This window comes from Photobacterium sanctipauli (assembly GCF_003026495.1).
Lineage (GTDB): Bacteria > Pseudomonadota > Gammaproteobacteria > Enterobacterales > Vibrionaceae > Photobacterium > Photobacterium sanctipauli.
Map to the genome: position 1 here is coordinate 64,622 of NZ_PYMA01000022.1, position 26,649 is coordinate 91,270.

General features: G+C 50.0%; 22 protein-coding genes and 8 tRNA genes. 14 read left to right on the forward strand and 16 right to left on the reverse strand.

Features of this window, described 5'->3' with window-relative positions:
• Positions 1 to 36: 36 nt before the first annotated feature.
• Together C9I98_RS23610 and aspA are read right to left on the reverse strand one after the other, a co-directional pair.
• Positions 37 to 1,344 carry an anaerobic C4-dicarboxylate transporter gene (locus C9I98_RS23610; RefSeq protein WP_036832742.1) on the reverse strand — a complete coding sequence of 436 codons (1,308 nt, stop codon included), beginning with the start codon at positions 1,342 to 1,344 and terminating at the stop codon, positions 37 to 39.
• A gap of 113 nt (positions 1,345 to 1,457) precedes the next feature.
• Positions 1,458 to 2,918 (reverse strand): aspartate ammonia-lyase, encoded by a 1,461-nt coding sequence (gene aspA / locus C9I98_RS23615; protein WP_036832745.1) that lies wholly within the window; start codon positions 2,916 to 2,918, stop codon positions 1,458 to 1,460.
• 458 nt (positions 2,919 to 3,376) lie between these two features.
• On the opposite strand from aspA, the gene C9I98_RS23620 reads away from it, so the two are divergent.
• A complete protein-coding gene (locus C9I98_RS23620) occupies positions 3,377 to 3,931 on the forward strand; it encodes an FxsA family protein (RefSeq protein ID WP_036832748.1) in 555 nt (184 codons plus the stop codon).
• Between the two features lie 71 nt (positions 3,932 to 4,002).
• Here C9I98_RS23620 and C9I98_RS23625 read toward each other — a convergent pair whose 3' ends face one another.
• The gene (locus C9I98_RS23625) at positions 4,003 to 5,373 is read right to left on the reverse strand and encodes an MATE family efflux transporter (protein WP_036832749.1); all 1,371 of its coding nucleotides are present in this window, start codon (positions 5,371 to 5,373) and stop codon (positions 4,003 to 4,005) included.
• Positions 5,374 to 5,581: 208 nt separating this feature from the next.
• On the opposite strand from C9I98_RS23625, the gene C9I98_RS23630 reads away from it, so the two are divergent.
• Both C9I98_RS23630 and groL read left to right on the forward strand, forming a co-directional pair.
• Positions 5,582 to 5,872 (forward strand): co-chaperone GroES, encoded by a 291-nt coding sequence (locus C9I98_RS23630; protein WP_036832752.1) that lies wholly within the window; start codon positions 5,582 to 5,584, stop codon positions 5,870 to 5,872.
• Positions 5,873 to 5,913: 41 nt separating this feature from the next.
• Positions 5,914 to 7,560, forward strand: a complete 1,647-nt coding sequence (gene groL, locus C9I98_RS23635; RefSeq protein WP_036832755.1) for a chaperonin GroEL — start codon at positions 5,914 to 5,916, stop codon at positions 7,558 to 7,560.
• Positions 7,561 to 8,242: 682 nt separating this feature from the next.
• Here groL and C9I98_RS23640 read toward each other — a convergent pair.
• From C9I98_RS23640 to epmB, 3 genes are all read right to left on the reverse strand, one after another.
• On the reverse strand, positions 8,243 to 8,746 hold the full coding sequence (locus C9I98_RS23640) for an MgtC/SapB family protein (RefSeq protein WP_036823981.1): 504 nt from the start codon (positions 8,744 to 8,746) through the stop codon (positions 8,243 to 8,245).
• Positions 8,747 to 8,832: 86 nt separating this feature from the next.
• Positions 8,833 to 9,738 carry a 30S ribosomal protein S6--L-glutamate ligase gene (rimK, locus tag C9I98_RS23645; protein WP_036823984.1) on the reverse strand — a complete coding sequence of 302 codons (906 nt, stop codon included), beginning with the start codon at positions 9,736 to 9,738 and terminating at the stop codon, positions 8,833 to 8,835.
• A gap of 560 nt (positions 9,739 to 10,298) precedes the next feature.
• A complete protein-coding gene (gene epmB / locus C9I98_RS23650) occupies positions 10,299 to 11,321 on the reverse strand; it encodes an EF-P beta-lysylation protein EpmB (RefSeq protein WP_036823987.1) in 1,023 nt (340 codons plus the stop codon).
• Positions 11,322 to 11,354: 33 nt separating this feature from the next.
• Between epmB and efp the strand changes: the two genes are divergently transcribed.
• A complete protein-coding gene (gene efp, locus C9I98_RS23655) occupies positions 11,355 to 11,921 on the forward strand; it encodes an elongation factor P (protein WP_036823990.1) in 567 nt (188 codons plus the stop codon).
• A 124-nt stretch (positions 11,922 to 12,045) separates the two neighbouring features.
• Here the strand turns inward: efp and frdD are convergent, their stop codons facing one another.
• From frdD to frdA, 4 genes are read right to left on the reverse strand one after another with little or no spacing between them, the layout of a single operon-like run.
• Positions 12,046 to 12,408 carry a fumarate reductase subunit FrdD gene (gene frdD, locus C9I98_RS23660; RefSeq protein WP_036823992.1) on the reverse strand — a complete coding sequence of 121 codons (363 nt, stop codon included), beginning with the start codon at positions 12,406 to 12,408 and terminating at the stop codon, positions 12,046 to 12,048.
• A 10-nt stretch (positions 12,409 to 12,418) separates the two neighbouring features.
• Entirely contained in the window at positions 12,419 to 12,802 is a 384-nt protein-coding gene (frdC, locus tag C9I98_RS23665; RefSeq protein ID WP_036823994.1) for a fumarate reductase subunit FrdC, read from the reverse strand.
• A gap of 2 nt (positions 12,803 to 12,804) precedes the next feature.
• On the reverse strand, positions 12,805 to 13,545 hold the full coding sequence (locus C9I98_RS23670; protein WP_036823996.1) for a succinate dehydrogenase/fumarate reductase iron-sulfur subunit: 741 nt from the start codon (positions 13,543 to 13,545) through the stop codon (positions 12,805 to 12,807).
• Entirely contained in the window at positions 13,545 to 15,359 is a 1,815-nt protein-coding gene (gene frdA, locus C9I98_RS23675) for a fumarate reductase (quinol) flavoprotein subunit (RefSeq protein ID WP_107272546.1), read from the reverse strand. Before frdA ends, C9I98_RS23670 begins: the two co-directional genes overlap by 1 nt.
• Positions 15,360 to 15,900: 541 nt before the next feature.
• Here frdA and epmA point away from each other — a divergent pair.
• Positions 15,901 to 16,872, forward strand: a complete 972-nt coding sequence (gene epmA, locus C9I98_RS23680) for an elongation factor P--(R)-beta-lysine ligase (RefSeq protein WP_107272547.1) — start codon at positions 15,901 to 15,903, stop codon at positions 16,870 to 16,872.
• Between the two features lie 262 nt (positions 16,873 to 17,134).
• Here epmA and C9I98_RS23685 read toward each other — a convergent pair whose 3' ends face one another.
• The 6 genes from C9I98_RS23685 to rsgA form a co-directional block, all read right to left on the reverse strand.
• The gene (locus tag C9I98_RS23685; protein WP_107272548.1) at positions 17,135 to 18,031 is read right to left on the reverse strand and encodes a DMT family transporter; all 897 of its coding nucleotides are present in this window, start codon (positions 18,029 to 18,031) and stop codon (positions 17,135 to 17,137) included.
• A 192-nt stretch (positions 18,032 to 18,223) separates the two neighbouring features.
• Positions 18,224 to 18,913 carry a carbonic anhydrase gene (locus tag C9I98_RS23690; RefSeq protein WP_051902544.1) on the reverse strand — a complete coding sequence of 230 codons (690 nt, stop codon included), beginning with the start codon at positions 18,911 to 18,913 and terminating at the stop codon, positions 18,224 to 18,226.
• Positions 18,914 to 19,205: 292 nt separating this feature from the next.
• A complete protein-coding gene (locus C9I98_RS23695) occupies positions 19,206 to 21,089 on the reverse strand; it encodes a methyl-accepting chemotaxis protein (protein ID WP_107272549.1) in 1,884 nt (627 codons plus the stop codon).
• Between the two features lie 228 nt (positions 21,090 to 21,317).
• Positions 21,318 to 22,733, reverse strand: a complete 1,416-nt coding sequence (locus C9I98_RS23700; RefSeq protein ID WP_036818296.1) for an SLC13 family permease — start codon at positions 22,731 to 22,733, stop codon at positions 21,318 to 21,320.
• A 135-nt stretch (positions 22,734 to 22,868) separates the two neighbouring features.
• Positions 22,869 to 23,750 (reverse strand): archaetidylserine decarboxylase, encoded by an 882-nt coding sequence (asd, locus tag C9I98_RS23705; protein ID WP_036818293.1) that lies wholly within the window; start codon positions 23,748 to 23,750, stop codon positions 22,869 to 22,871.
• Between the two features lie 214 nt (positions 23,751 to 23,964).
• On the reverse strand, positions 23,965 to 25,017 hold the full coding sequence (gene rsgA / locus C9I98_RS23710) for a small ribosomal subunit biogenesis GTPase RsgA (RefSeq protein ID WP_036818290.1): 1,053 nt from the start codon (positions 25,015 to 25,017) through the stop codon (positions 23,965 to 23,967).
• 141 nt (positions 25,018 to 25,158) lie between these two features.
• Here rsgA and orn point away from each other — a divergent pair, with 141 nt between their 5' ends.
• The 9 genes from orn (at position 25,159) to C9I98_RS23755 (ending at position 26,648) form a co-directional block, all read left to right on the forward strand.
• Entirely contained in the window at positions 25,159 to 25,704 is a 546-nt protein-coding gene (orn, locus tag C9I98_RS23715; protein ID WP_036818288.1) for an oligoribonuclease, read from the forward strand.
• A 130-nt stretch (positions 25,705 to 25,834) separates the two neighbouring features.
• Positions 25,835 to 25,911: transfer RNA gene (locus tag C9I98_RS23720), tRNA-Met, on the forward strand.
• 2 nt (positions 25,912 to 25,913) lie between these two features.
• A tRNA-Gly gene (locus tag C9I98_RS23725) sits at positions 25,914 to 25,989 on the forward strand.
• A 40-nt stretch (positions 25,990 to 26,029) separates the two neighbouring features.
• Positions 26,030 to 26,105: transfer RNA gene (locus tag C9I98_RS23730), tRNA-Gly, on the forward strand.
• 40 nt (positions 26,106 to 26,145) lie between these two features.
• Positions 26,146 to 26,221: transfer RNA gene (locus C9I98_RS23735), tRNA-Gly, on the forward strand.
• Positions 26,222 to 26,260: 39 nt separating this feature from the next.
• A tRNA-Gly gene (locus tag C9I98_RS23740) sits at positions 26,261 to 26,336 on the forward strand.
• Between the two features lie 39 nt (positions 26,337 to 26,375).
• Positions 26,376 to 26,451 (forward strand) — tRNA-Gly (locus C9I98_RS23745).
• A gap of 42 nt (positions 26,452 to 26,493) precedes the next feature.
• Positions 26,494 to 26,570, forward strand: a tRNA-Met gene (locus C9I98_RS23750).
• A gap of 2 nt (positions 26,571 to 26,572) precedes the next feature.
• Positions 26,573 to 26,648 (forward strand) — tRNA-Gly (locus C9I98_RS23755).
• Position 26,649 lies beyond the last annotated feature (1 nt).

Genomic DNA, 26,649 nt, shown 5'->3' on the forward strand with positions numbered 1-26,649 from the left:
CGGAGGTGGCCTTTTAAAATCAGTGTGTTACCACCATTACAGGATGATGCCACCGAATACGAAGCCTAGTGCAACAGAAGTTGCGATAGTGACCACACCTGGGATGAAGAACGGGTGGTTGAATACTAGGTTACCGATACGAGTAGAGCCTGTGTCATCCATCTCAACCGCTGCTAGTAGCGTTGGGTAAGTAGGAAGTACGAACAGTGCACTTACTGCCGCGAAAGAAGCGATAGCCGTTAGCGGAGCAACACCGATAGCCAGTGCAGCAGGCATTAGTGCGGTAGTGGTTGCGCCCTGAGAGTAAAGCAGCATAGAGGCAAAGAACAGTACTAGTGCTAGCATCCATGGGTAGTCGCTTAGTAGCGAGCCAGCCACTTCTTTGATGCCGTCAACGTGGCCGTTAACGAACGTAGAACCAAGCCATGCCACACCCAGTACACACACACATGCAGTCATACCAGAGCGGAACGTTGGTGCTGCTGGGATTTTCGCTGCGTCGATGCCAGTGGTGAACACGATAGCGGCTGCCGCTGCTAGCATGAAGGTCATGATGGCTTCGTTACGGCCCAGTGCAGGGTTCTCGATTAGGCCTACAGAGCCAGAGATAGCCGCTGCGTAAGCAACAACGATTAGGATAGCGCCTAGGAAGATGAAGGTTGCTTTCTTCGCTGAAGCTGGGATGTCGCGCTTAGTCTGGCCCTGAAGCTTGATTAGGCCTTTTTCAAGACGCTCTTGGTATACAGGATCGTCTTTTAGTTCGCCGCCTAGGAAGTTAGCAACGAATGCGCCTACCATACAAGCGATGAAGGTTGTCGGGATACAGATCAGTAGTAGCGTTAGGTAGCCTACTCCCAGCGGTTCAAGAATGCCTGAGAAGAATACAACCGCTGCAGAGATAGGCGATGCTGTGATCGCAATCTGAGAAGCAACAACCGCGATAGACAGCGGGCGAGAAGGGCGGATGCCTTGCTCTTTTGCTACTTCAGCGATAACTGGAAGCGTAGAGAATGCTGTGTGGCCAGTACCTGCCATTAGGGTCATCAGGTAAGTCACGATTGGCGCGTAGAACGTGATGCGTTTTGGGTTCTTACGCAGGAAGTTTTCAGCTAGCTCAACTAGCCAGTCCATACCACCAGCAACCTGCATAGCAGCGATTGCAGTGATTACAGACATGATAATTAGGATTACATCGATTGGGATATAGCTTTGGCTGGTTGGCATGCCCAGTAGCAGTGAAAGTACGATTACGCCGGCACCACCTGCCAGGCCGATACCAATACCGCCAATACGTGCGCCCAAGAAGATGAACGCGAGAACGACGAATAGTTCTACAGCTATCATATGATTGTCCTGTCTTAAAAGTTAAATGTAAAAATGTAAAAGGGGGAAATCTGTAGCAAAAGGTGGCGGATCTTCTTCCTGAAAATCCGCCGAGCTGTGTCGCAGTTACTTAATTAGTTGTAACGCTTAGCTTTGTATTCTGGGTGCATTAGGTTCTGAACCGAGAAGATGTCGTCAAGCTGCTCTTCAGTTAGAAGACCGCGCTCTAGTACAACTTCACGTACGCTCTTACCTGTTTCTGCACAAATCTTACCTACAATGTCACCTTCGTGGTGGCCAATGAATGGGTTTAGGTAAGTTACGATGCCGATAGAGTTGAATACGAAGTACTCACATACTTCTTTGTTCACTGTGATACCGTCGATGCACTTATCGCGTAGGTTGATACATGCATTTTTCAGTAGGTCGATAGATTCGAATACTGCCTGGCCGATCACTGGTTCCATTACGTTTAGCTGAAGCTGACCAGCTTCTGCTGCGAATGTCACAGTGGTGTCGTTACCAATTACCTTGAAGCAAACCTGGTTAACCACTTCTGGGATTACTGGGTTTACTTTCGCTGGCATGATTGAAGAACCAGCCTGCATTTCTGGTAGGTTTAGCTCGTTAAGACCAGCACGTGGACCTGAAGAAAGAAGGCGCAGGTCGTTACAGATCTTAGATAGCTTAACCGCAGTACGCTTAAGCGCACCGTGAAGCATTACGTAAGCACCACAGTCAGAGGTTGCTTCGATTAGGTCTTCAGCTGGTACACATGGTAGGCCTGTTACTTCAGCAAGGCGCTGAACGGCAAGCTCTTGGTAACCCGTTGCTGCGTTTAGACCAGTACCAATCGCTGTTGCACCTAGGTTAACCTCTAGAAGAAGCTGAGCTGTGTACTTAAGGTTCTTGATTTCTTCTTTGATCAGAACGCCAAATGCGTGGAATTCCTGACCAACAGTCATCGGTACAGCGTCCTGAAGCTGGGTACGGCCCATTTTCAGTACGTCTGCGAACTCTTTGTCTTTCGCGTCGAAAGCAGCTTTTAGGTACTCAAGCGCTTCAAGCATCGTCATTACGCTGTTGTATACCGCTACACGGAAACCGGTTGGGTATGCACAGTTAGTAGACTGAGACTTGTTAACGTGGTCGTTAGGGTTGATGATGTCGTACTCGCCTTTCTCTTTGCCCATTAGCTCAAGAGCAAGGTTTGCAACAACTTCGTTGGTGTTCATGTTTACAGAAGTACCTGCGCCGCCCTGATATACATCAGAAGGGAACTGATCCATGCACTTACCTGTTTCAAGGATCTGGTCACAAGCTTTGATGATGTACTCACCAACTTCTGAAGGGATAACGCCTAGCTCTTTGTTAGCCATTGCTGCCGCTTTTTTGGTGTAAACCATGCCGCGAACAAACTCTGGCACATCAGAGATAGTAGTCTTGGAAATGTTGAAGTTCTCAACAGCGCGAAGTGTGTGAATACCCCAGTAAGCGTCAGCAGGGATGTGACGGTCACCAAGTAGGTCTTCTTCGATACGGGTTGCAACGTTTAACATTGCTTCATTTTTTTCTAGATCAATCATCTGAGACATGACGTAGCCTTAGTGGAATCTGCTAAATAAATTCAAATGTTGAGCCAATCTAAAAATCAGAGGTCCATTCTGCAGAGAATTTGGCTAGATGATCGTACCTGACACCTTTTGTCTGAAGCCGATAATACTCCCCTTTAGGGGTAAAAACATAACCCAGATCACTTTTTTAATCGGAGTGAAAACATTTGCACAAGAATGCGATCTCGCTCACAAATACTGTTAACAATACCCCCTCTGAATGTGAGGATAAATGACCGATTATGACAATATGTGACCATTGTGTTTTATATCAGCAGCTGATGTATTGTAATAAATAGTTGCAATTAATCCTCTGTTTATTGAGTTGAAAAATGCTCGATAGCTCCCAATATTTGATTTAAGCGTAGGGCAATTTTGTGATACAGCCATGTTGTGCCACATTAGGGTCTTCCATACTGCCAATGACCAAGGGGTAAGCCGTGTTTCCGATATTATTGTTTTTATTTATTGTTGTGCCGATTGTTGAAATCGCGCTATTTGTTCAAGTAGGTGGCTTCCTTGGCTTGTGGCCAACAATAGGCTTGGTTTTGGTGACGGCGATTGTCGGTGCCTCTTTGGTGCGCAGCCAGGGGATTGCCACCCTGATGTCGGTACAGAGTCGCTTGCAACAAGGGGAGCTGCCAGCCCAACAAATTGTCGAAGGCGTCATGCTGGCCGTCTCTGGCGTGCTGTTGCTCACCCCGGGTTTCATGACTGATGCGATGGGTATGATGGTATTGCTGCCGGCCCCGCGCGCCATGCTAGCCAAGCAACTGATGAGCCGAGTAAAGGTACAAGGCATGGCATCGGGGTCGGGCTTTAGTGCTGGCTTTGGTGGCGGTCAGGGCTTTGACGGCCAGAGCCCGTTTGGTCAGGATCCTTTCAGCCAGCACCGTCATGGCCAGCACCAAGATCAAGACGGCGATGTGTTTGACGGTGAATTCGAGCGCAAGGATAAAAAGCAAGACGACGACGATACCCCGCGCTTGCGTTAATACTTTGCCCATTGAGTAGAACGGAAAAAGACAGCCTTGGCTGTCTTTTTTGTTAATGCTGTTCATATTTTCTATGGCGCGACAGGTGGTGCGGTAACCAATAGGTTGTGCCGCAGCCTGATGGCATAGAGGTAAGCCACTAGCCCGCTGAGCATATTGGCAACGGCGATACCGATAAATAATCCTTCTGTGCCATAAATTTCGCTGCCCAGCCAAGCAAGGGGTAAAAGCAAGCCAAACAAGCGGAACAGGTTCCAAAATAGCGAAAGTAGCGATCGGTGCATGGCATTCAGGGCACTGATCAGCAGCATGCACACGGCCTGAAGGCCATAGCTGAACGGGACTACTATCAAGTAATGCCATAGCTGGGTTTGCACTGCCTCGTCCTGGCTAAACAGCGAGGAAAGCGGCCAGCTCAGGGGCACCATCATAATAAAGATCAGCAACTGGAATACAATCGCAAACCGCATAGCGGTAAATAAAGCGGCAAAGGCGCGCTTAGGGTTATTGGCACCGAGATTTTGCGCCATAAACGGCATTAGGATTGAACCAAGTGCCATCATTACAATCACCAAAATCGATTCGATCCGCATGGCTGCACCATAGGCGGCGACCGATGCTGTGCCTTGTGCCGCGAGCAGGGTCATCAGCAGTGCGCCCGAGAGCGGGTTTAGTGCATTCGACAAGCCAGCTGGCGTACCTATTTGCAGAATTTGCACCCAATCTTTGAAAATTAATGATGGTTGGGGCTTGGCGACCATTTTTTCGCGGTGGATCAAAATATACAGCGAGTTGATCAGGGCGAAGGCCCAGCTGATCCCGCTGGCGATGGCAGCCCCTTTTACCCCTAGTTCGGGAAAAGGCCCGACGCCGAAGATCAGTAAAGGATCGAGCACACCGTTGATTGCCCCGGCCAGCATCATGATTTTGGCGGGGGTCTTGGTGTCTCCAGTGGCCCTTATTGCGCTATTTCCCGCCATCGGGATCACCAGCAGCGGGATGGCGATATACCAAATCGACATATAGTCGTGAATGATCGGCAATAAGTCCGGCTCGGCACCGATCAGCGAGAAGATTGGCTCGATGGTCGCCAGGCCGATGGCAGAGGCGAAAATCATTACCAATACGGCAAGCAACAAGCCGTGGGTTGCCAGCCTGGCGGCCAGTTTAGGCGTCCCCTTGCCGAGCAGGCGACCGATACTGGTGGAAATCCCGACGCTGATCCCCATGGTGATACAGTTGATGGCGAAGGTGATCGGGAAAGTAAAGCTGACGGCAGCAAGCGCATCGGTACCCAGCAGCGAAATAAAGAAGGTATCGACCAAGTTGAACATCAGGATCGCCACCATCCCGAACACCATAGGAACGGTTAAGCGTCTCAGTACATCCGGTATTGGGTCAGATAACAATCCGTGCTTATCTGGCTTTTGACTTGTTGCCATAGTGTTCTCAGAAAAGAAATGCCTGCCTACCCTAATGCAAAGAATGTGATCGGGCAAAAAAACTGCCATATATTTTTGAAAAAATACGGGGCTAGGACTTGGGATCTCAAAAAACGACCCAACATGTCTATGTAACAGAAAAAGTAAACGGCAATTCCGTTTACCTTATTAATCGTATGGATATTACCAAAATCAGGAGAGACGACCGATGAACATTCGTCCTTTACATGACCGAGTTATTGTTGAGCGCCAAGAAGTTGAATCTAAGTCTGCTGGTGGCATCGTGCTAACAGGCTCTGCTGCTGAAAAATCAACTCGCGGTAAAGTATTGGCTGTCGGCAATGGCCGCATTCTAGAAAACGGCACGGTTCAGCCGCTGGACGTTAAAGTTGGTGATACTGTGATCTTTGCTGAAGGCTACGGCACGAAGACTGAAAAGATCGACGGTAAAGAAGTCCTGATCATGTCTGAGAACGACATCATGGCAATCGTTGAATAATCCGATCACCTCGAATTAAGAATTAAGAAAGGAAGAAAGACATGGCTGCAAAAGACGTAAAATTTGGTAACGACGCACGTATCAAAATGCTAGAAGGTGTTAACGTTCTGGCAGACGCAGTAAAGGTAACACTGGGCCCTAAAGGCCGTAACGTCGTACTAGACAAATCATTCGGTGCACCAACTATCACTAAAGATGGTGTATCTGTTGCGCGTGAAATCGAGCTGGAAGACAAGTTCCAGAACATGGGCGCGCAAATGGTTAAAGAAGTGGCGTCTCAAGCAAACGACGCGGCGGGTGATGGTACAACCACGGCAACAGTACTGGCCCAGTCTATCGTTAACGAAGGCCTGAAAGCGGTTGCTGCGGGTATGAACCCAATGGATCTTAAGCGTGGTATCGACAAAGCGGTTGCAGCTGCGGTTGAAGAGCTAAAAGCACTGTCTGTACCGTGTGCAGACACTAAAGCGATTGCCCAGGTTGGTACTATCTCTGCAAACTCTGATGCAACAGTAGGTAACATCATTGCTGAAGCAATGGAAAAAGTAGGCCGTGACGGCGTTATTACTGTTGAAGAAGGTCAGGCTCTTCACGACGAGCTAGACGTTGTTGAAGGTATGCAGTTTGATCGCGGCTACCTATCTCCTTACTTCATCAATAACCAAGAAGCGGGTTCTGTTGACCTAGAAAACCCATTCATCCTGCTTATCGACAAGAAAGTATCGAACATTCGCGAACTACTACCTGCACTAGAAGGTGTGGCGAAAGCATCACGTCCACTGCTTATCATTGCAGAAGACGTAGAAGGCGAAGCGCTGGCAACGCTAGTAGTGAACAACATGCGTGGTATCGTGAAAGTAGCTGCTGTTAAGGCACCAGGTTTCGGTGACCGCCGTAAAGCGATGCTACAAGATATCGCGGTACTGACTGCGGGTACTGTGATTTCTGAAGAAATCGGTCTTGAGCTAGAAAAAGTTCAGCTAGAAGACCTAGGTCAAGCTAAGCGCGTAAACATCACCAAAGAAGCCACCACTATCATCGATGGTACTGGCGAAGAAGAGATGATTGCGGGCCGTGTTGCTCAAATCCGTCAGCAAATCGAAGAAGCAACTTCAGACTACGACAAAGAGAAACTACAAGAGCGTGTAGCTAAACTGGCTGGCGGTGTTGCAGTGATCAAAGTTGGTGCCGCAACTGAAGTTGAAATGAAAGAGAAGAAAGACCGCGTTGAAGATGCCCTACACGCAACCCGTGCAGCGGTAGAAGAAGGCGTTGTTGCTGGTGGTGGTGTTGCGCTTATCCGCGCTGCGTCTAAAGTTGTTGACGTTGAAGGCGACAACGAAGAGCAAAACGTGGGTATCCGTGTCGCACTTCGCGCAATGGAAGCACCTATCCGTCAAATCACCAAGAACGCAGGCGACGAAGAGTCTGTGGTTGCTAACAACGTGAAGGCAGGCGAAGCTAACTACGGTTACAACGCTGCAACTGGCGAGTACGGTGACATGATCGAGATGGGTATCCTAGACCCAACAAAAGTAACGCGTTCAGCACTTCAGTTCGCGGCTTCTGTTGCTGGCCTGATGATCACTACCGAAGCGATGGTAACAGACCTACCACAGAAAGACGCACCAGCAATGCCTGATATGGGCGGCATGGGCGGTATGGGTGGCATGGGCGGTATGATGTAATCAAGCCGACTTAATCACCTTAAGTCTGTAAAAACCGGTGGCAGCAATGCTACCGGTTTTTTGTGCCTATTGTTGGAGGATCAAGTGATGGTGAGTTGGCTTGGTATCAGGCTGTTTACCGCACCGGGTTCACTCGGAAAATTCCAAAGAAAGCTGTACAAAAATAAAATCTAATATAAAACAATAATTTAGTGTGATTTTCTGAGTTCTTATAACACAGCGATAATTTCGCTCTGCTTATTGCTGTATTTTAGCTATAAAGCTGTACGGTTGGGAGAGGGCTAGGCTGGTGAATGATACAAAAGGCTGAAAATAAAGCGCGACAGAAGGAAAAATGGGTGGAATAGAATGAAATATGATGAAATAGGTTTGTCAGTGAAAAAGCCTGAAAAGCTGTACGTAATAAAAATGCATTAAAAACAATGGCTTATGTTGTTTTATTTTTAGTGCCGGGTTAAGGGCTTAGAGTGTTCAGGAAAAAGCTGAAAATAGCAGTTAAACCTGAACAATAAAAGACTAAATAAGCAAAATTCTACCAATGAGCTTGCCGGGAAAAAAGCTAGAAAAGCTGCACACATATATATTCATACAAATCAATAACTTAACAATGTTGGCTCTGGTGTGATTTAAAAGTTAGAAAGTGTACAGCTTTTAGGTGTTTATTTTCTTGTATGTTGTACTGCTAGTCGTCGAGATTGATCGTCTTTGTTTGCTTGGTTTTCCTTTTCTGCCGCCGATCGGTTAAGTGGGCATGTACCCCCTTGCGTAGAAAGCGTAGGCTGTTTTCTAGCTTGTCGACACCCAACAAAATACAAATGATCAGTCCGGTCATCATTACCGCGCTGTGGCCATGGCCAAAGCCGATGGTGATCCCCAATGCGGCTAACATCCACACCACAGCCGCGGAGGTGACGCCGTGTATTTGGCCATCTCGGTTCATCATCACCCCGGCACCAAGGAAACCGATACCGGTGATCACCTGCGACATCACCCGTGAAACATCGGTATTGTTGTCCGAGACAGTTTGCCCAAGGGTGATGAAGCAGTAAGTACCTATGATGATCAGGCTGGATGTTCGAATGCCAACGGGCTTGCCCCTTAGCTGGCGTTCTAAACCGATAAGTGCTCCACAAATGGCGCATTGCAGTAACGCCGGCCAGCTAAATGGCGTGATATCAGGCCACATATTTTCTTCTCTGCTAAATAATGAAAAAAGCAGTCGATGACTGCTTTTTTGTCGGTTATGGTTTGCTGGCTTTATGCCGAGCCAAACTACTGGTGTGACAGGCGGCGATGGTGTTTTTTGCCCGCATGCTTTTCGATGTACTCGACAATCATGCCTGCAATGTCTTTGCCCGTGGCTGCTTCAATGCCCTCAAGGCCGGGTGAGGAGTTGACTTCCATAACCAGCGGCCCACGCTTTGAGCGCAGCAAATCGACGCCAGCGACGCTGAGCCCCATCGCTTTGGCGGCTGCCACGGCGGTCTTGCGCTCTTCCGGGGTGATCTTGACCAGTGATGCGCTACCGCCACGGTGCAAGTTAGAGCGGAACTCGCCCTCGGCTGCCTGGCGTTTCATCGCTGCAATGACCTTGTCGCCAATCACAAAGCAGCGGATATCGGCACCGCCGGCCTCTTCAATGTACTCTTGCACCATGATATTGGCCTTGAGCCCCATGAAGGCTTCAATCACGCTTTCAGCCGCTTTTTGGGTTTCTGCCAGTACCACCCCGATCCCCTGCGTCCCCTCAAGTAGTTTGATCACCAGAGGGGCACCGCCAACCATCTTGATCAGATCAGGCACGTCATCCGGCTTGCTGGCAAAGCCAGTGATTGGCATGCCGACCCCTTTGCGGCTCAATAGCTGCAATGAGCGGAGTTTGTCCCGCGAGCGCGATATCGCAATTGATTGGTTGACCGAAAACACATCCATCATTTCGAACTGGCGTAATACCGAACACCCATAAAAAGTAATATCGGCCCCGATACGCGGGATAATCGCATCGAATCCGGTGAGGTCTTGGCCCTCGAAATGGATCGATGGCTTGACCGAGTTAATGTTCATATAACAACGCAGGGCGTTGATGATCACTGCTTCATGACCTCGCTGCTCAATCGCTTCGCGCAAGCGGCGGGTGGAGTATAAGTTTTCGTTCTGGGAAAGAATGCCAATTTTCATTGCGATACTCGTTCTCTTTAATAGGTCTTCAATGCTGCAAGGCAGGAAGTTTGGCTGTCTTCGGTGCCAGCAGAGTGGACCGCGACTATGCGCCTGGACGGGCTAAAAAGCGAGCAAATTGGCGATGATATTTTCTTGTGCTGACCATGAAGGATTTTTCTTAAAGCCTGTTGTAGGCGAAATACATAATCCAAAGTTCAACTGGAGAATTACTTAAAAGGCTGTACGGATTTATTTCTTATATGAATCAGTAGTTTAGCTGGGTGTTTTTTAAAGGCTCTATATAAGCCCAAAAGTGATCTCCAATTAGCTGTATTTTTGCTGAAAAGCTGTACATGACATTTGAGAAAATAAAGTATTTGGCCTGCTATATGATTTATAGTTGGCCTGCGAATTAGCTTAAAAAGCTGTACGCTAATTAATTTGTTTTTAATCAATACCTTACGGTTGGTTGTGGCGCTTACATCAAAGAAGGTGAAAATGTGCAGCTTTTTTGTGAACCGAGGTGGGTAAGTTGTACCATTAACAGGGCAAGGCAGCCGGGCTGCCTTGCAAAGGGGTTATTCTAGGTGAAGATCCAGTGGGGTTTTGCTCTTGCGGCCACCGATCTCGCGGGTGAGCTTTGGCACCAGGTAGCCCGAGACATTCTCCATTAGCCCCGACATCAGCGCGCGGGCTTGACGGTCGTTAATCATGAAATGCGCGGCACCTTGCACCTTGTCTAGCACATGGAGGTAGTAGGGTAGGATCCCGGCGCTGAATAGGGCCTCGCTTAGGTCTGTAAGGGCCTTTACGGAGTCATTGACGCCTCGCAGCAGTACCCCTTGGTTAAGCAGGGTGACATCGGCCTGCTTGAGCTTAGCCATTGCTGTTGCCAGCTCTTGGTTAACTTCATTGCTGTGGTTGATATGCGTGACGAGCACCGCCTGTAAGCGGCTCTCAGACAGCAAATCGCACAAGGTGCTGGTAATGCGCGACGGCAATACCACGGGCAAGCGAGAGTGGATTCTCAGGCGCTTTACATGGGGGATGCCCTCAATGGCCTTGAGCAGCCACGCCAGCTCGTGGTCTTTGGCCATCAATGGGTCACCGCCGGATAGGATAACCTCGTTAACCTGAGGCTGGCTGGCGATATAGTCGATGGCTACTTGCCAATGGCGCTTGCCACCCTGGTTGTCCTGGTAGGGAAAGTGGCGGCGGAAACAGTAACGGCAATTTACTGCACAGCCCCCCTTAACAATCATCAGCACCCGGTTTTTGTATTTATGCAGTAATCCCGGAATCGCATTGTCTTGCTCTTCCAGCGGATCTTGCGAGTAGCCCGGATGGACCTCAAATTCTTCTGCCAACGGCAAAACTTGGCGTAAAAGCGGGTCGTATGGGTTGCCAACTTCCATTCTATCGACAAAGCTCTTAGGAACACGTAACGCAAATAATGACCGGGCCATTAACCCCTGTTCCCACGGCGTGGGATCGATTTTTAGGGTTTCAAGCAATTTTATGGGATCAGAAATCGCATTCGCGAGATCATTCAACCAGTTTTGCTCAACAGTTGGGGCGTTTCGGGTTATTATGTGCGGCATTAAATACAACTCGAAGATGTTAAGAGGATAAAAATGGCGTCTTTCAGCACCAATGAATTCCGCGGCGGAATGAAAATTATGCTAGATAATGAACCATGTGTCATTATCGAAAACGAATTTGTTAAGCCAGGCAAAGGCCAGGCGTTCAACCGCGTTAAGATCCGCAAACTGCTTTCAGGCAAGGTTCTTGAGAAGACTTTCAAATCTGGTGAATCAGTTGAAGCTGCAGACGTAATCGATACTGATCTGGATTACCTATACAACGACGGTGAGTTCTACCACTTCATGAACAACGAAACGTTCGAGCAGATCGCTGCTGACATGAAAGCGGTAGGTGAAAACGCGAAGTGGTTGGTAGAGAACAACACTTGTACGCTGACGCTTTGGAACGGCAACCCAATCGCGGTTACGCCACCAAACTTCGTTGAGCTAGAAGTGGTTGAAACCGATCCAGGCCTGAAAGGCGATACACAGGGTACTGGCGGTAAGCCTGCAACGCTAACTACAGGTGCTGTAGTACGTGTTCCTCTGTTCATCCAGATCGGCGAAGTGATCAAAGTTGATACGCGTTCTGCTGAATACGTAGGTCGTGTGAAGTAATTTCACCCGCAGCTACGAAGAAAGGTCGCCTAGGCGGCCTTTTTTGTTGCCTGATGGACGAGGAATAAATCGCAGGCATAAAAAAAGCACCGCGATGCGGTGCTTTTTTCGCTTCGTTTATGGCTTAAACCATGAATACGAAGATAACAGCCAGTGCAGACACTAGGAAAGCCGCTGCGTAGCAAGCGATCTTACCAACCACGCCAGTGTGGAACTTAAGATCGTGCATACCGTGGTGTAGACGGTGCATTGCATGCCACATTGGTAGTGCTAGCGTTGCGATGGTGAACAGGCCACCGATAATGCTGGTAACGAAGCCAGATACGCGCTCGTAGCTCATTGCTTCGGCGTCAAGCATGCCTAGCGGCACCATGATACCCAGTACTAGAACAGTTACCGGTGTTAGCATTGCAAACCAAGTACCGCCTGCACCGAATAGACCCCACCATACTGGTTCGTCAGAACGTTTAGGATTTAGATTAACCACGTGGCTCTCCTTAAACTAGTACTAGAACGAACAGTGAAATTGCAGCAACCGCAGCCCACTGAGCAAGAACAACAACTTTCTTATCTAGCGCTTTGCCCTTAACCTTGATAGGCATTACTTGTGGCATCATGCTGAAGAAAGTTTGTGCGTGGAACAGGCTACCCGCCAGTGCCAACACGTTCAGGATTAGAACGACTGGGTTAGCCATGAACTCTAGCCAGCCCGCCCATGCTTCTGGGCCCTTCACTAGGCTACCTAGACCGAAAGTCAGACAGATAGTGAAGAAGATCAGTGGTAGTACAGTTGCTTCACGAACCATGTAGAAGCGGTAGAAAGGATGATCCTTCCACCAAGTGCGCTTCATTTCGCGAACGTAAGGTTTACGATTGCTCATCCTTATGCCTCCTGAGGTTTGATCATGGCGATAACGAAATCTTTAGAAGATTCCACTTTGCCTTGGTTAACCGCTGCTGCTGGATCTACGCTCTTCGGACAAACTTCAGAACAGTAACCAACAAACGTACAGCCCCATGCGCCGTTTTCACCGTTGATAAGCTTCATACGCTCATCAGCACCGTTGTCACGGCTATCTAGGTTGTAACGGTGAGCAAGAGTCAGTGCCGCAGGGCCGATGAACTCTGGGTTCAGGCCAAACTGAGGACATGCTGCGTAGCAAAGACCACAGTTGATACAGCCAGAGAACTGCTTGTATTTTGCAAGCTGCTCAGGTGTCTGGTTGTTTGGACCATCTTCAGGCTTACGATCGTTACCGATGATGTAAGGCTTGATAGCTTCCAGGCGCTCGATGAACGGCGTCATGTCTACAACCAAGTCTTTTTCGATAGCGAAGTTAGACAGCGCTTCGATTTTCAGGCCGTTCGGGTAGTCACGTAGGAAGGTTTTACATGCCAGTTTTGGCACCTTGTTAACCATCATGCCGCAAGAACCACAGATCGCCATACGGCAAGACCAACGGTATGCCAGATCTTTGTCTAGGTTATCTTTGATGTAACCTAGTGCATCAAGCACAGACATGGTTTCGTTAAACGGTACTTCGAACATTTCGAAGTACGGTTCTGCGTCTTTTGCTGGGTCATAACGCAGAATTTCAACTTTTTGGATACGGTTGCCTGACATTATGCCTGCTCCTCTTTATTCGCTGCCGCTTCTGCTGCTTCTTTCGCTGCTGCCTCTTCTGCCGCTGCACCGTATAGACGTGCTTTAGGCTGAGACTTGGTGATTGTCACGTCGCTGTACTCGATGCGAGGTGCGTCGTCACCATTGAAGAAGGCTAGCGTGTGTTTCAGGTAGTTTTCGTCATCACGCTCTGTGCAACCTTCGTCTAGACGCTGGTGTGCACCACGAGATTCTTTACGCTGAATCGCAGAGTGAGCCATAGCTTCAGCAACTTCTAGGCCGTAACCAACTTCGATTGCGTATAGCAGATCAGTGTTGAATACCTTTCCTTTGTCTTTGATGCTGATGTTCTTAAAGCGCTTACGAAGTTCTGCTAGCTTCTCAACAGTCGCTTGCATCAGATCTTCTTGGCGGTAGATACCACAACCCGCTTCCATGGAGTGACCCATTTCTGTACGGATATCAGCCCAGTTTTCGTCGCCTTCCTGCGCCATTAGGGTATCGATACGATCTTGGATCGCTTGAATCTGCTTAGTGATAGATTCTTCGTTCCAGCCCTTGAATTCTTCAGCACGCTTAACCGCACCTTCACCTGCTAGGCGACCGAATACCACAAGTTCTGCTAGCGAGTTAGAACCTAGACGGTTTGCACCGTGCAGGCCAACAGACGAACATTCACCAACCGCGAATAGGCCTTTGATGCGTGTTTCGTTGTGCTTGTCAGTTTCGATACCACCCATGGTGTAGTGTACTGTTGGGCGAATTGGGATCGGCTCTTTGGCTGGGTCTACGTTTACGTAAGCTTTTGAAAGCTCACAGATGAACGGTAGACGCTCGTGCAGGTACTCTTCACCTAGGTGGCGAAGGTCAAGGTGTACTACATCACCCAGCGGGTGCTTGATAGTGTTACCTTTTTGCAGCTCGTGCCAGAATGCCTGAGAAACTTTGTCACGAGGACCCAGTTCCATGTATTTGTTCTTCGGCTGGCCAACTGGTGTTTCAGGGCCCATGCCGTAGTCTTGTAGGTAACGGTAGCCGTCTTTGTTGACAATGATACCGCCTTCACCACGACAACCTTCGGTCATTAGGATACCAGTGCCTGGTAGACCGGTTGGGTGGTACTGTACGAACTCCATGTCTCGAAGAGGTACGCCGTGGCGGAATGCCATTGCCATGCCGTCGCCCGTTACGATACCGCCGTTAGTGTTACAGTTGTACACGCGGCCAGCACCACCTGTTGCTAGAACAACAGATTTTGCTTTAATGCAGATCAGTTCACCTTCGGCCATGTGGATAGCCACAAGCCCTTGAACTTCACCTTCTTCAACAAGTAGATCGACAACGAAGTACTCGTCGTAACGCTTGATTTGATCGTATTTGATAGAAGTTTGGAATAGCGTGTGTAGCATGTGGAAGCCAGTTTTATCGGCTGCGAACCATGTACGCTCAACTTTCATACCACCGAAGCGGCGAACGTTAACATCACCATTCTCTTTACGGCTCCACGGACAGCCCCACTGTTCTAGCTGGGTCATTTCGCGAGTCGCGTTTTCTACGAAATATTCAACAACGTCCTGTTCACATAGCCAGTCACCACCGCCAACGGTGTCGTTGAAGTGGTTGTCCAAGCTATCCTCATCCTTGATGACGGCAGCGGAGCCACCCTCTGCAGCTACGGTGTGAGAGCGCATTGGGTAAACTTTAGAAATAAGTGCAATTTCCAAGTCTGGGTTTGCTTCTGCAGCAGCGATGGCAGTACGTAGACCAGCACCACCTGCGCCGATTACAGCGATATCTGTGGTAATTGTTTTCACAGCTATCCTCCGAAGGTAAGACGATAAAATTTAAAAAAGCACGCCGAAGCGTACTTATCCTTGAAATCCTGATGGCATTCTATGAAACAATATCGATAGAAAACTTGATTTAGACGCAGCTTTTTTAATGAAATAGCCCGAAAGTATAAGGTGATTACAAAAAATGTGAGTATTGTCACAAATTGTAATGTTTTATGCTTGTTAATTAATCGAAATAAAATGTGTGATTTGTTTCTGGCTCATTAATGGTGTGTTTCGATATGCATTGCTAAGTGATTAATAAAGAAAAGGTTATCTGCTAAGCAATTGATTGCTACGCTGGTGAATGTTGTTTTAATGCGGCTTTTGTGATTTTTATGTTAAGTTTTTATATGTTTTAAGTGTTTGAAATGCAATCTACTTGGCTATCGGTTGATCATTATTTTTCATAACTTTTCATAATTGGTGTTGGTGGTATTTCCATCCAGGTTTCCTCTATCGACCCGCAACGCATTTGCTAGAATAGCGGCCTGTTTAATCTGTAATTTTGATGGATACCGCTATGACTAGCCACTGGCAGCCGACAGCAACCATAGCCCAGTTGCGCCAACGCGCAACCACCTTGGCGACAATTCGTGATTTCTTCACTCAGCGTGGGGTGATGGAAGTTGATACGCCTGCAATGAGCCAGGCAACCGTCACTGATATTCACCTGCATACTTTCCAAACGACGTTTGTCGGGCCGGGGTTTGCCGATGGGCAGACGTTGTACATGATGACTAGCCCAGAATTCCACATGAAGCGTTTGTTGGCGGCTGGCAGCGGGCCGATATACCAAATCTGCAAATCGTTCCGTAACGAAGAGTCTGGCCGCTACCACAACCCCGAATTTACGATGTTGGAGTGGTACCGTCCGGGGTTTGATCACCATGCGCTGATGGACGAAATGGATGCGCTGCTGCAACTGGTGCTGCGATGCCAGCAAGCAGAGAGAATGACTTACCAGCAGGCGTTCTTGTCTGTCCTTGCGGTATGCCCGCTGGAAGGCTCGATGGCCGAGCTGAAGGCGGCGGCAGCTGGCTTGGGCTTGTCTGACATTGCCGAGCCTGAGCAGGATCGCGATACCCTGCTACAACTGTTGTTCAGCGTTGGGGTGGAGCCAAAGATTGGGCCGGTTGCCCCGGCTTTCGTCCATGACTTTCCGGCGTCGCAGGCAGCCTTGGCCCAGATCAACCCTGACGATAGCCGCGTGGCCGAGCGTTTCGAGGTGTATTTTAAGGGTATTGAGTTGGCGAATGGTTTCCATGAGCTATCGGATGGCGATGAGCAGTTGGCGCGATTCGAGGAAGATAACCGCAAGCGCGAGTCGATGGGCTTGCTGCCTCAGCCAATAGACATGCACTTGGTCGAGGCATTGCGTGCCGGGTTTCCTAATTGTGCCGGGGTGGCGCTGGGCATTGATCGCTTGATCATGCTGGCGCAGGGCTTGGATCATATTGATCAAGTGACGGCATTTCCGATCGAAGTCGCCTAAACCTGATCGGGCAGCGGCAAGAACAATGAGCAGCGCGGCATATTGCCGCGCTGTTTGTTTCTGTAATCAGAAACGTCTCATACATCCTTTGGCAGGAGGGTATCACTGCCGCGGCCAAAAAGCTGGGGGAACAGCCAGTATTACTAGTTTTGTCGTATCTCTCATGGTGGCCTGTCGCAGGGTAGGATTCCAAGGCGCCTTGACCAAACAGCTCAAAGCATAACCAAATCACCATCTAAATGCAAATGGTTATCACTTGTAATTAGTTTGCCAGTATAACCATCGTCCCCACTACCGCCATGATTGCGCCAACCCAGGCCGCGGTTGGTGGCCTTTGCCTTGTGTGTAGCCATAGCAGCGGCAGGATAATGATCGGCGAGGTTGAAGACAGCAGGGCAACCATACCGACATCGCCATCACGAAGGGCATAGAGGATCAGCGTCATACCGATGGCCATTGCCAAAAGCCCATTGAGGGCTACCTGGGCAAAAATCCGAAAGTTGATTGGTTGCAGCGGCTTGGCGAGTTGGGTGCCGCTCAGTCGCAACAGGGCATGGGCAGCAAAGGCGCTGGCCATCCTCACTGCCGAAGCTGCTACGGGGTCGACGGCGGTTTGCATAACGGGCTTGGCGATGATGGCACCAAGGGACTGGCATAAGGCTGCGGTCAACCCGAGCATGACGGCCAACGCGAGTGAGCCATGGTTGCCTTCCCAATGTTGCTGCCGATTATCCCCCTGGCGCTGGCCGAAGAAAATAGCGATAGCCACCCCGGCAAAAACAGCCATACTGCCGACCAATTTCCAGCCTTGCAGGATCTCGCCAAATAACCATATTCCCAGCAGCGCCGAAAAAACGGCATGGCAGGCAAATAACAAACCACCCCGGCGAGGGCCGATACGGTTGAAGCAGGCAAAAAGCGCGGTGTCGCCGATAAAGATCCCAACCACGCCGGAGAGCACCATTACGGTGGCGTAGTCCCATTGCATGCTCAACCACCCGCCATTAAGCCAAGCCATACTTGAGAGCATCACGGTAACACAGGCCATTCGCCATCGGCTGTAGGCAAAAGCGCCGAGGTAGCGGGAGGGGGTAATGGAAATCAGGCTGCTCACAGCCCATAGAAACGCGGCAGCCAAAGCCAGCCATTCGTAGTTCATGCTTGTCCTTAATGCGCGATGTCCGTCGGTTTGTTTACTCGACCATAACGCCGCGAAGTATCCTTTTTCGTGTTGGGTATCTTGCGGGATCCCAGCGATAGGAGGCAAGGCTTTTGTCGAGAGCGGTAAGCGATGAGGCCGGCGCTTAGCACTAAGCGCCGGGTATGGCTGTGTTCAATTCAAGTTGGGTAATTACTCCAACACCACTCGGGCATTGAGCGGCTGCAACGGACGGGCATTGTCTCCCATGACCTGATGCAGGCTGTCGATTTGCTCTTCACTGCCGGCTTGGGCTTCACGCATTACAAACCAACGTACCCCCTCGCTGCATGGTGGCGTGGTTAGCGAGCCGTTGAAGCGGTAATACTCGCGTTCTCTGGGTAGCAGCTCGGCAGGGTTCAAGGTATCAGTGAGCGATAGGGTTTGGTCTTTATCCGGCACGGTTGCCAGCAAGGTATTGAAAGCCTCGTTGCCCCTAGGCCCGGTCTTGAACATCGCTGCGACAACGGCCAGCTGCCCTTCGGCATTGGCATGGACGAAATGCACTTCGAGCGGGAATTGCTTACCGGCAATATAGTTTTCCGACGGGGTGTGGAAGTGGAATTGCTGGAGATCGAAGACTTCATCGTCGATGACTAGCTGGTTTTTACCCTCGACATTGGCTTGGACGGTATGGCCGTTGTTGATGACTTCCTGCACCTTGCCTTGATAGTCGATTTGCAAAGGGGTCAATTCAGCCTTGATGGTGCGCTTGATATCGATAGGGGTCTGGTTGGCCCCCTCGCCGCAAGTGGCAAATTGTTTGCCCCAGTTATCAACGCCGTTTTCTCCCTCATAGCTCCATTCAGCTGCTTGGGTACTTGTCATTGATGCTGCTGCCATGGCGAGCAGCAATACTTTTAGAGACTGTGATTTCACTTTTTCCTCTCTTTATTGTTATTTAGGAATCGTTTATTCGGAGTGGTTATTTAGGATCGCTTGGTCTAGCCAACGCTTTCAGTGTAGTGGGTTGGGAGTGGCGGTGGGGTGGCAGGGTTGGGAATTGGCAGCCATATCCAGAAATAAAGCAAAACACCGTTGGTAAATGAAAAATTAGTGCTTGTTTTCGTGAGTGATTTCCAAAAAAACGCCGCCCTTGAATGGGCGGCGTTGGGGAGAGGACGAGTATGTGCTGTTACACCTTGAAGCGTGAGGCATCGCTGCGCATTTGTTCGGCAGAGCGGCGCATGCCGTGGGCGCTTTGGCTAACTTCCTGGGTTTGCTGGGCAAGGTGATCGGAGACATCTTTGATTGCTTGGGTATTGCGGCTGATGTCTTCGCTGACAGCCCGTTGCTCTTCGGCGGCACTGGCAATGTGCGTTGCCATTTCCGATATCTCGGTGATCGCCTGCGTGATTTGGTTCAGGCTTTCGCTGGCCCCTTCGGCAAAGCCGACACTTTGCCCGGCGAGTTCGGTGCTGGTTTGCATACTATCGACGGCTTGGCGGGTATTTTGCTGCAAGGTATCGATCATGTTGCGGATTTCTTCCGTTGAATCGTGGGTGCGTTTGCTGAGCACCCGAACTTCATCGGCGACCACGGCAAACCCGCGACCTTGTTCGCCTGCGCGTGCAGCCTCTATGGCGGCATTGAGGGCCAGCAGGTTGGTCTGCTCGGCGATGCCCTGGATTGTTGAAAGGATCTGGTTGATGTTTTGGGCATTGCTTTCCAACTCGCGGATCACCCCGGCGGCATCTTCCACCTGGTTGGCCAGCGACGTAATTGCTTCGCGGTTCTGCCCGATCACGCCTTGTCCTTCTTCGCAAGCCGTTGTTGAGGCTTGTGCTGCCGAAGCCGTCATTTCTGCGTGGTTGGCAACTTCGCCGGAAGTTGCCGACATCTCATGGATCGCTGTTGCAATCTGGTTGATGTCGTTTTGCTGCTCGGTCACCTTGTGGGAAGCGTCTTCTGTTTGCTTGGCCGATAGGGCGGCCTGCTCGCCAAGGGTATGGGATTGGCTAACGATCCCCTTAATCATGGTTTGAAGCTGGCCGAGGAAACGGTTCATGCTGTCGGCAAGCTCGCCGATCTCATCCATTCTTTCAATGCTGATCCGCTGGGTTAAATCCCCGCTCCCTTGAGCCAATTGTGCGACAGATTGGCTCAGGTTGGTCAGTGGTCGTAACAGGCTATTGATAATCAGGGTAGCGATGGCTGCAATCACCAGGTATAGCACCAGCGAGGTGATGGCGATGAAGGTGATTTGCTCGCCGATGGAGGCATAAGCGAGGCGCTCGTCTTCCAGTACGGCCAATGTCCAATCGGTGCCTTCGATAGCGGTCGCAAAGATCAGCATATCGCGATTGTTGCCATCAAGGTTGATGGAGTGCACGGTTTGCCCTGCTTCAAGTTGCTTGATCAAAGCTGGGGTAAGCTCGCTATCGAGCTTGGTCAAAGGCTGCTGGCTGAGCGACTCATCGCGGTAGGCTACAATGTTATTGTTACCGTCGACCAAGAAGGCAAAGCCATTATGCTCAAGCTTCAGGTTGAGCACCTGATCGATAATCGCGGTGATGGTTAAATCGGCGGCGATAACCCCGCGGCGTTGGCCTTGGAACGCCTTGGCTAGGCTAATTACCATGCTGCCATCGAAGTCTTGGTAGGGCTCGGTGATGATTAAACCGCTGGATTGGTTGGCATCCTGATACCAAGGGCGGGTTCGGGGATCGTAGCCAGCTGGCCAATCTTCGGTCTTATCGCCGTAGGCAATCGTACCATCGGCAAAGCCGGCATAGACCGAGAGGAATTGCCCGGCGCGCTTGGTCAGCAACAGCTCGCGATCCACATTGTTGTCGGTTGCAATCAGGCTTTCATTGGCCAGCATCATGTCGCTGCGGGCGGCTAGCCATGCGGTGATATAGCGGCTGGTGGCTTGGCTGGTGTCGCGCATTTGGTTGCTAACCGAAGCGGTGGTTTCTTGCTTGAGTTGGGAGACGGAAATCCATGCCTGAACCGCACTGACAGTGGCAATGATCACGGCAATGGCGATCTGTATTTTTAGTTTTATGGTGAGTTTCATAGTATCTCTCTGGTGCCAATATTTTTATGTAATAAAAGGGCTAATTTATAGGCTGTTATGTTGTTATTGATGCCTATGGTGAATGGAAGTGAAAAAAAATCGCACAATGATCAGTGTATTTGATGAGCATTACCGTGAAGTGGGTAACAAAATGGTGCTTGCAAGGGGTGGCAATAAGCGAAGCCGTTATGGAGGCTGCAGCAACACAGCCTCCGTGCTGAGGAGTTGTTAGGTCAGGATTAAGGCGCCCACATAGACGATTGCAAGACCGACCAAACCGATGATAATCCCGGTTTTTGCCATGTCCTTGCTTTCGATAAGCCCGGTTGAGTAGGCCAGCGAGTTCGGCGGTGTTGAAACCGGCAAGATCATACCGAGTGAGGCCGAGAAGGCGACAACAACAAGTACACCCTGCAATCCGCCCATGGAAGCCAGGCTTTCCATCGATGCCGCAACAGCCGCTGCGATTGGCATCAACAGGTTAGCAGTGGCGGTATTGGACATGAAGTTGGCCATCAGCCAACAGATGATCGATAGCGTCAGAACCACGGCAATTGGCGACAGGGCATCGTAGTCGATAGCGTGGGCCAACGCGGCGGCAAGGCCCGTCTTATCCAGGCCAAGGCCAATGGCGATACCACCGGCCACCAACCAGAGCACGTCCCAGTTGATGAGCTTAAGCTCTTCTTTGCCCATGATGCCGGTAAGGGTGAACGCCGCCAGTGGGATAATGGATACCACATAGGTGTTCATGCCGTGCAGCGAGGTGGTCATCCACAATAGGATCGTCAGCGCGAAGGTGACATACACCACAATCGCCTGCCAGCTTTTCTGGAACTGCCCCTCAAGTTTCAGCTGCATGTGGGTTTGGGTCGACGGGAACATCTTTTGCAAAAGCCACCATGCAAAGGCGAGCTGGAACATAACAAACGGCAGACCAATCACCATCCAACCAAGGAAGCTAATGGCGTTCTCCCCGGTTAGGTACTGCAAGGCGATGGCATTGGGCGGGGTACCGATTGGCGTGGCGATACCGCCGGTATTGGCTGCGATGGGGATACAAAGCACCAAGGCTTTGATGCCAATATCCCCTTTCGGGACGGATGCAACAATTGGGGCCAGCAATGCCAGCATCATTACCGTGGTGGCCGTGTTTGACATGAACATCGAGAACACGGCAGTGATCAGCATCAGGCCGAGCATAATGAACTTGGGTTGTGTACCAAATGGCTTGAGGAGAACCCGGGCCAGGTTATTGTCTAGCTCATATTTCGAGGCCGCGATAGCAAGCGCGAAGCCCCCCATGAACAGGATGATGATTGGTGATGAGAAGGCGCCGAAGATATCGGTGTACTTCATCATTTCACCCATTTCGTGCCCTTCCGGTGGGATACGGAACAGGTGCAGCCCCTTGTCTGAAATCATGATGAGCTCAAGGGCAATAATCAGGATTGATGTGGCAAAGACCGGAACCGGCTCAAGTACCCACAATAAAGCTGCGAGGGCGAAGATAGCCAAAAGTCGGTGTTGGATGAGGGTTAAGTTTTCTATAGGGATAAAGTCGATAGGCATCATCAGTATCCCGAGGGGGATCCCGAAGGCTATCAACAGCTTAATGAGCTGGGAGATAGATATTTTTTTCATAGTATGTTGGTTTGCTTGGGTAATTGACTGCCAAACAGCATACTATTTGGGTGCTTATAAATTCCTCGATATGGTCAATTTTTTGCATAAAAAAAGGGGTGTTTTGCACCCCTTTTGTTAAAAAGTGTTAACTGGTTACGCTTCTGGTTGTGGCACACTCGTTAACTCGGCATAGGCTGAGCCCATACGGGTTGGTTGGCCTGGCTCCATGCCTTCAACAAAGCGGATTGCGTCTTTAGGGAACAGGTTGATGACGGTTGAACCCAGCTTGAAGCGGCCCATTTCCTCGCCTTTCTTCAACTTAATTGCCTGCTCGCCCTCTGCTGGGTAGTTCCAGTGGTGAACACGCGGGCTGCGCGGTGGCGTAATGGTGCCAGCCCATACAGTTTCAATGCTGCCAACAATGGTTGCACCAACCAGCACCTGTGCCATTGGGCCGAACTCAGTATCGAAAATACATACCACGCGTTCGTTGCGGGCAAACAGGTTAGGGACATTTTGCGCGGTCAGCGGGTTGACCGAGAACAGCTCGCCCGGTACGTAAATCATCTTACGCAGGGTGCCGTCGCATGGCATGTGCACGCGGTGGTAATCTTTTGGCGACAGGTAAAGTGTCGCAAAGTGACCGTCTTTGAACTCTGCTGCAAGCTCGCTTTCACCACCCAGTAGCTCAGCGGCTTCGTAGGTGTGACCTTTAGCTTGAATTAGCTGGCCATCTGTAATTGGCCCCAACTGGCTTACGCAGGCGTCTGCCGGGTGGCTGACAATGTGCGCATCCTCGTTAATTGGGCGGGCACCGTCTTTGAGTTCTCGAACAAAGAAGTCATTGAAGGTTGCATATGAGGCTGGATCCGGGTTGCGTGCTTCGTTCATGTCGATGCCGTACTGGCGGATAAACCAGCGGATGACCGTAGTGGTAAGCTTGCCTGCCTTCATTGAAGCAAGCTTGCCTGCGAGTTGGGTCAGGGTCTGTTTTGGCGCGCAATATTGCAGGCCGATTTTGAAGTTATCGTGCACGGTGTCTTTTCCAGAAACTGTTAATCGATCAATGAATTGGTTGCTCAATATCAAACGACACACTTAGTCATTAGCGGCTTCAGCCAGTTTGGTACCGTTTGATATTTAAGCAGCACGGATCAGGCATATTACCTGAATTGGAGGGGAATGCCAGCGCTGCCCGCTTTTGTGGCGACAAGGCCACCCCCAAGAATTGGGGCGCGGGCGAGCGTGGTTAATCAGGCTTATTACGTGAGAATTGGCGGTTGGCAATATTCTCAGACATGCTGTCGATGATTTTATGGTAACTGTCGTAGCGTTCTTGGCTAATGGTACCGTCTTCAACGGCTTGGCGAATAATACAACCTGGATCATTGCCGTGCTTACAGTCACGGAATTTACAGCCGCCTAGGTATTCACGGAACTCGACGAAAGCTTCGGTGACTTGCTCTGGCTCAAGATGCCATAAACCAAATTCACGGACGCCTGGCGAGTCGATAAGATCACCACCGTCAGGGAAGTGGTAAAGTCGGGCAGCGGTAGTGGTGTGCTGGCCCAAACCGGAGTTTTCTGAGACATCACCGGTTTCAGCTTCGACTTCTGGCATTAGGGTGTTCACCATACTGGATTTACCCACCCCTGATTGGCCGGCAAAAATGCTGACACGATCTTTAAGGTCGTCTTTGAGCGCATCCATTCCTTCGCCTGTATCGGAACTGACGTAGCGGATCTCGTAACCGATCTTTTGATAAAGCGACAAGGTTTCTTCAACCATGGTACGGCTTTCTGGATCCAGAAGATCAACTTTGTTCAAAACGATCAATGGCTCGATGCCGATGGTTTCGGCAGCGATCAAGTAACGATCAATAATGTTCAGCGACAGCTCTGGAAGAACGGCTGAAACAATAATGATTTGGTTTACATTGGCGGCAACCGCTTTTACCCCGTCATAGTAGTCTGGACGGGTTAGCATTGACTCTCGCTCGTGAACGGCTTCGACAACACCAGCGATCCCCTGAAGGGATTCGACACCTGGACGCCATACCACCCGATCACCTGAGACTAGGCTCTGGATGCTTCGGCGAAGGTTACAGCGGTGGATAATGCCGGTTTCTGGATCCTCGACGTCGGCATGTTGGCCGAAGCGCGTGATCACTAGACCCTCGCGGGCAGACTCCAGTAAGGCTTCATCCCACTGGACATCATCTTTTTCACGCTTTAGGCGTTTGTTTTGGTTAGAGCGTACGCGACGGCTCTGACCTTTGGTAAGCTTTTTCTTTTTTGCCACAAGAATATCATTCAGTTAAGTTGGCTTACGGTAAAATACCTGCGGTTAGCGGTGTCCAAAAGTTTGTTTGCATTTGCAATCAGACAACCGCTGCGTTTGGTATTATCATACATGGTTTACTCATAGAATAGGCAATATCCGATGACGATCAGCGATCAGAATCTTATTTGGATTGATTTGGAAATGACCGGTCTTGACCCGGAAACTCACCAAATCATTGAAATTGCAACAATTGTTACTGATGCTCAGTTGAATATCTTGGCTGAAGGGCCTGTTTTGGCTATCCACCAACCTGAGCCTGAGCTTGCCAAGATGGACGAGTGGTGCACAACGACCCACACCAACAGTGGGTTAGTGGAGCGAGTTCGTCAAAGCAAAGTTGATGAAAATGAAGCAGTTCGTCAGACCATTGCATTTTTAGAGAAATGGGTACCAAAGGGCGCTTCACCGATTTGTGGCAATAGTATTGGCCAGGATCGTCGCTTCTTGTATAAGCATATGCCTGAACTAGAGCAGTATTTCCACTACCGTTACTTGGATGTGAGTACGCTAAAAGAGCTGACCCGCCGCTGGAAGCCGGAAGTGTTAGATGGCTTAAATAAGAAGGGAAGCCACTTAGCGCTAGATGATATTCGTGACTCGATCGAAGAGCTGCGCTTTTATCGTGAGCAGATCTTCAGTATTTGATGCTAAATTAGACGGTTGCGCGCCGAGGATCATATTTTTTTTGAGATCTATTGCATCCGCCAATTTTCCTCGTATAATGCGCAGCCTCGAAGGGCAATTCTTAAATTGTTTTGCTTTTCAATAATACGGACGCGGGGTGGAGCAGCTTGGTAGCTCGTCGGGCTCATAACCCGAAGGTCGTCGGTTCAAATCCGGCCCCCGCAACCAAAGCGACACTAGCTCAGCTGGTAGAGCGCAACCTTGCCAAGGTTGAGGTCACGAGTTCGAACCTCGTGTGTCGCTCCAAATTTGATAGCTTTCATCGTGCTTAACGGTGATATGTGATGCGACACTAGCTCAGCTGGTAGAGCGCAACCTTGCCAAGGTTGAGGTCACGAGTTCGAACCTCGTGTGTCGCTCCAAATTTGATAGCCTTCATCGTGCTTAACGGTGATATGTGATGCGACACTAGCTCAGCTGGTAGAGCGCAACCTTGCCAAGGTTGAGGTCACGAGTTCGAACCTCGTGTGTCGCTCCAATTTGATAGCCTTCATCGTGCTTAACGGTGATATGTGATGCGACACTAGCTCAGCTGGTAGAGCGCAACCTTGCCAAGGTTGAGGTCACGAGTTCGAACCTCGTGTGTCGCTCCAATTTGATAGCTTTCATCGTGCTTAACGGTGATATGTGATGCGACACTAGCTCAGCTGGTAGAGCGCAACCTTGCCAAGGTTGAGGTCACGAGTTCGAACCTCGTGTGTCGCTCCAATTTGATAAGCCTTCATCATGCTTTGAATGGTGAAACACGGACGCGGGGTGGAGCAGCTTGGTAGCTCGTCGGGCTCATAACCCGAAGGTCGTCGGTTCAAATCCGGCCCCCGCAACCAAAGCGACACTAGCTCAGCTGGTAGAGCGCAACCTTGCCAAGGTTGAGGTCACGAGTTCGAACCTCGTGTGTCGCTCCAA

What these genes read in the sequence shown, in the direction of transcription:
- orn (WP_036818288.1), top strand. Translation starts at nt 25,159, where the DNA reads ATGACGATCAGCGATCAGAATCTTATTTGGATTGATTTGGAAATGACC.
- groL (WP_036832755.1), top strand. Translation starts at nt 5,914, where the DNA reads ATGGCTGCAAAAGACGTAAAATTTGGTAACGACGCACGTATCAAAATG.
- epmB (WP_036823987.1), bottom strand. Translation starts at nt 11,321, where the DNA reads ATGCCGCACATAATAACCCGAAACGCCCCAACTGTTGAGCAAAACTGG.
- C9I98_RS23695 (WP_107272549.1), bottom strand. Translation starts at nt 21,089, where the DNA reads ATGAAACTCACCATAAAACTAAAAATACAGATCGCCATTGCCGTGATC.
- aspA (WP_036832745.1), bottom strand. Translation starts at nt 2,918, where the DNA reads ATGTCTCAGATGATTGATCTAGAAAAAAATGAAGCAATGTTAAACGTT.
- C9I98_RS23610 (WP_036832742.1), bottom strand. Translation starts at nt 1,344, where the DNA reads ATGATAGCTGTAGAACTATTCGTCGTTCTCGCGTTCATCTTCTTGGGC.
- C9I98_RS23700 (WP_036818296.1), bottom strand. Translation starts at nt 22,733, where the DNA reads ATGAAAAAAATATCTATCTCCCAGCTCATTAAGCTGTTGATAGCCTTC.
- C9I98_RS23670 (WP_036823996.1), bottom strand. Translation starts at nt 13,545, where the DNA reads ATGTCAGGCAACCGTATCCAAAAAGTTGAAATTCTGCGTTATGACCCA.
- C9I98_RS23625 (WP_036832749.1), bottom strand. Translation starts at nt 5,373, where the DNA reads ATGGCAACAAGTCAAAAGCCAGATAAGCACGGATTGTTATCTGACCCA.
- rimK (WP_036823984.1), bottom strand. Translation starts at nt 9,738, where the DNA reads ATGAAAATTGGCATTCTTTCCCAGAACGAAAACTTATACTCCACCCGC.
- frdC (WP_036823994.1), bottom strand. Translation starts at nt 12,802, where the DNA reads ATGAGCAATCGTAAACCTTACGTTCGCGAAATGAAGCGCACTTGGTGG.
- C9I98_RS23630 (WP_036832752.1), top strand. Translation starts at nt 5,582, where the DNA reads ATGAACATTCGTCCTTTACATGACCGAGTTATTGTTGAGCGCCAAGAA.
- C9I98_RS23640 (WP_036823981.1), bottom strand. Translation starts at nt 8,746, where the DNA reads ATGTGGCCTGATATCACGCCATTTAGCTGGCCGGCGTTACTGCAATGC.
- epmA (WP_107272547.1), top strand. Translation starts at nt 15,901, where the DNA reads ATGACTAGCCACTGGCAGCCGACAGCAACCATAGCCCAGTTGCGCCAA.
- efp (WP_036823990.1), top strand. Translation starts at nt 11,355, where the DNA reads ATGGCGTCTTTCAGCACCAATGAATTCCGCGGCGGAATGAAAATTATG.
- C9I98_RS23690 (WP_051902544.1), bottom strand. Translation starts at nt 18,913, where the DNA reads ATGGCAGCAGCATCAATGACAAGTACCCAAGCAGCTGAATGGAGCTAT.
- C9I98_RS23685 (WP_107272548.1), bottom strand. Translation starts at nt 18,031, where the DNA reads ATGAACTACGAATGGCTGGCTTTGGCTGCCGCGTTTCTATGGGCTGTG.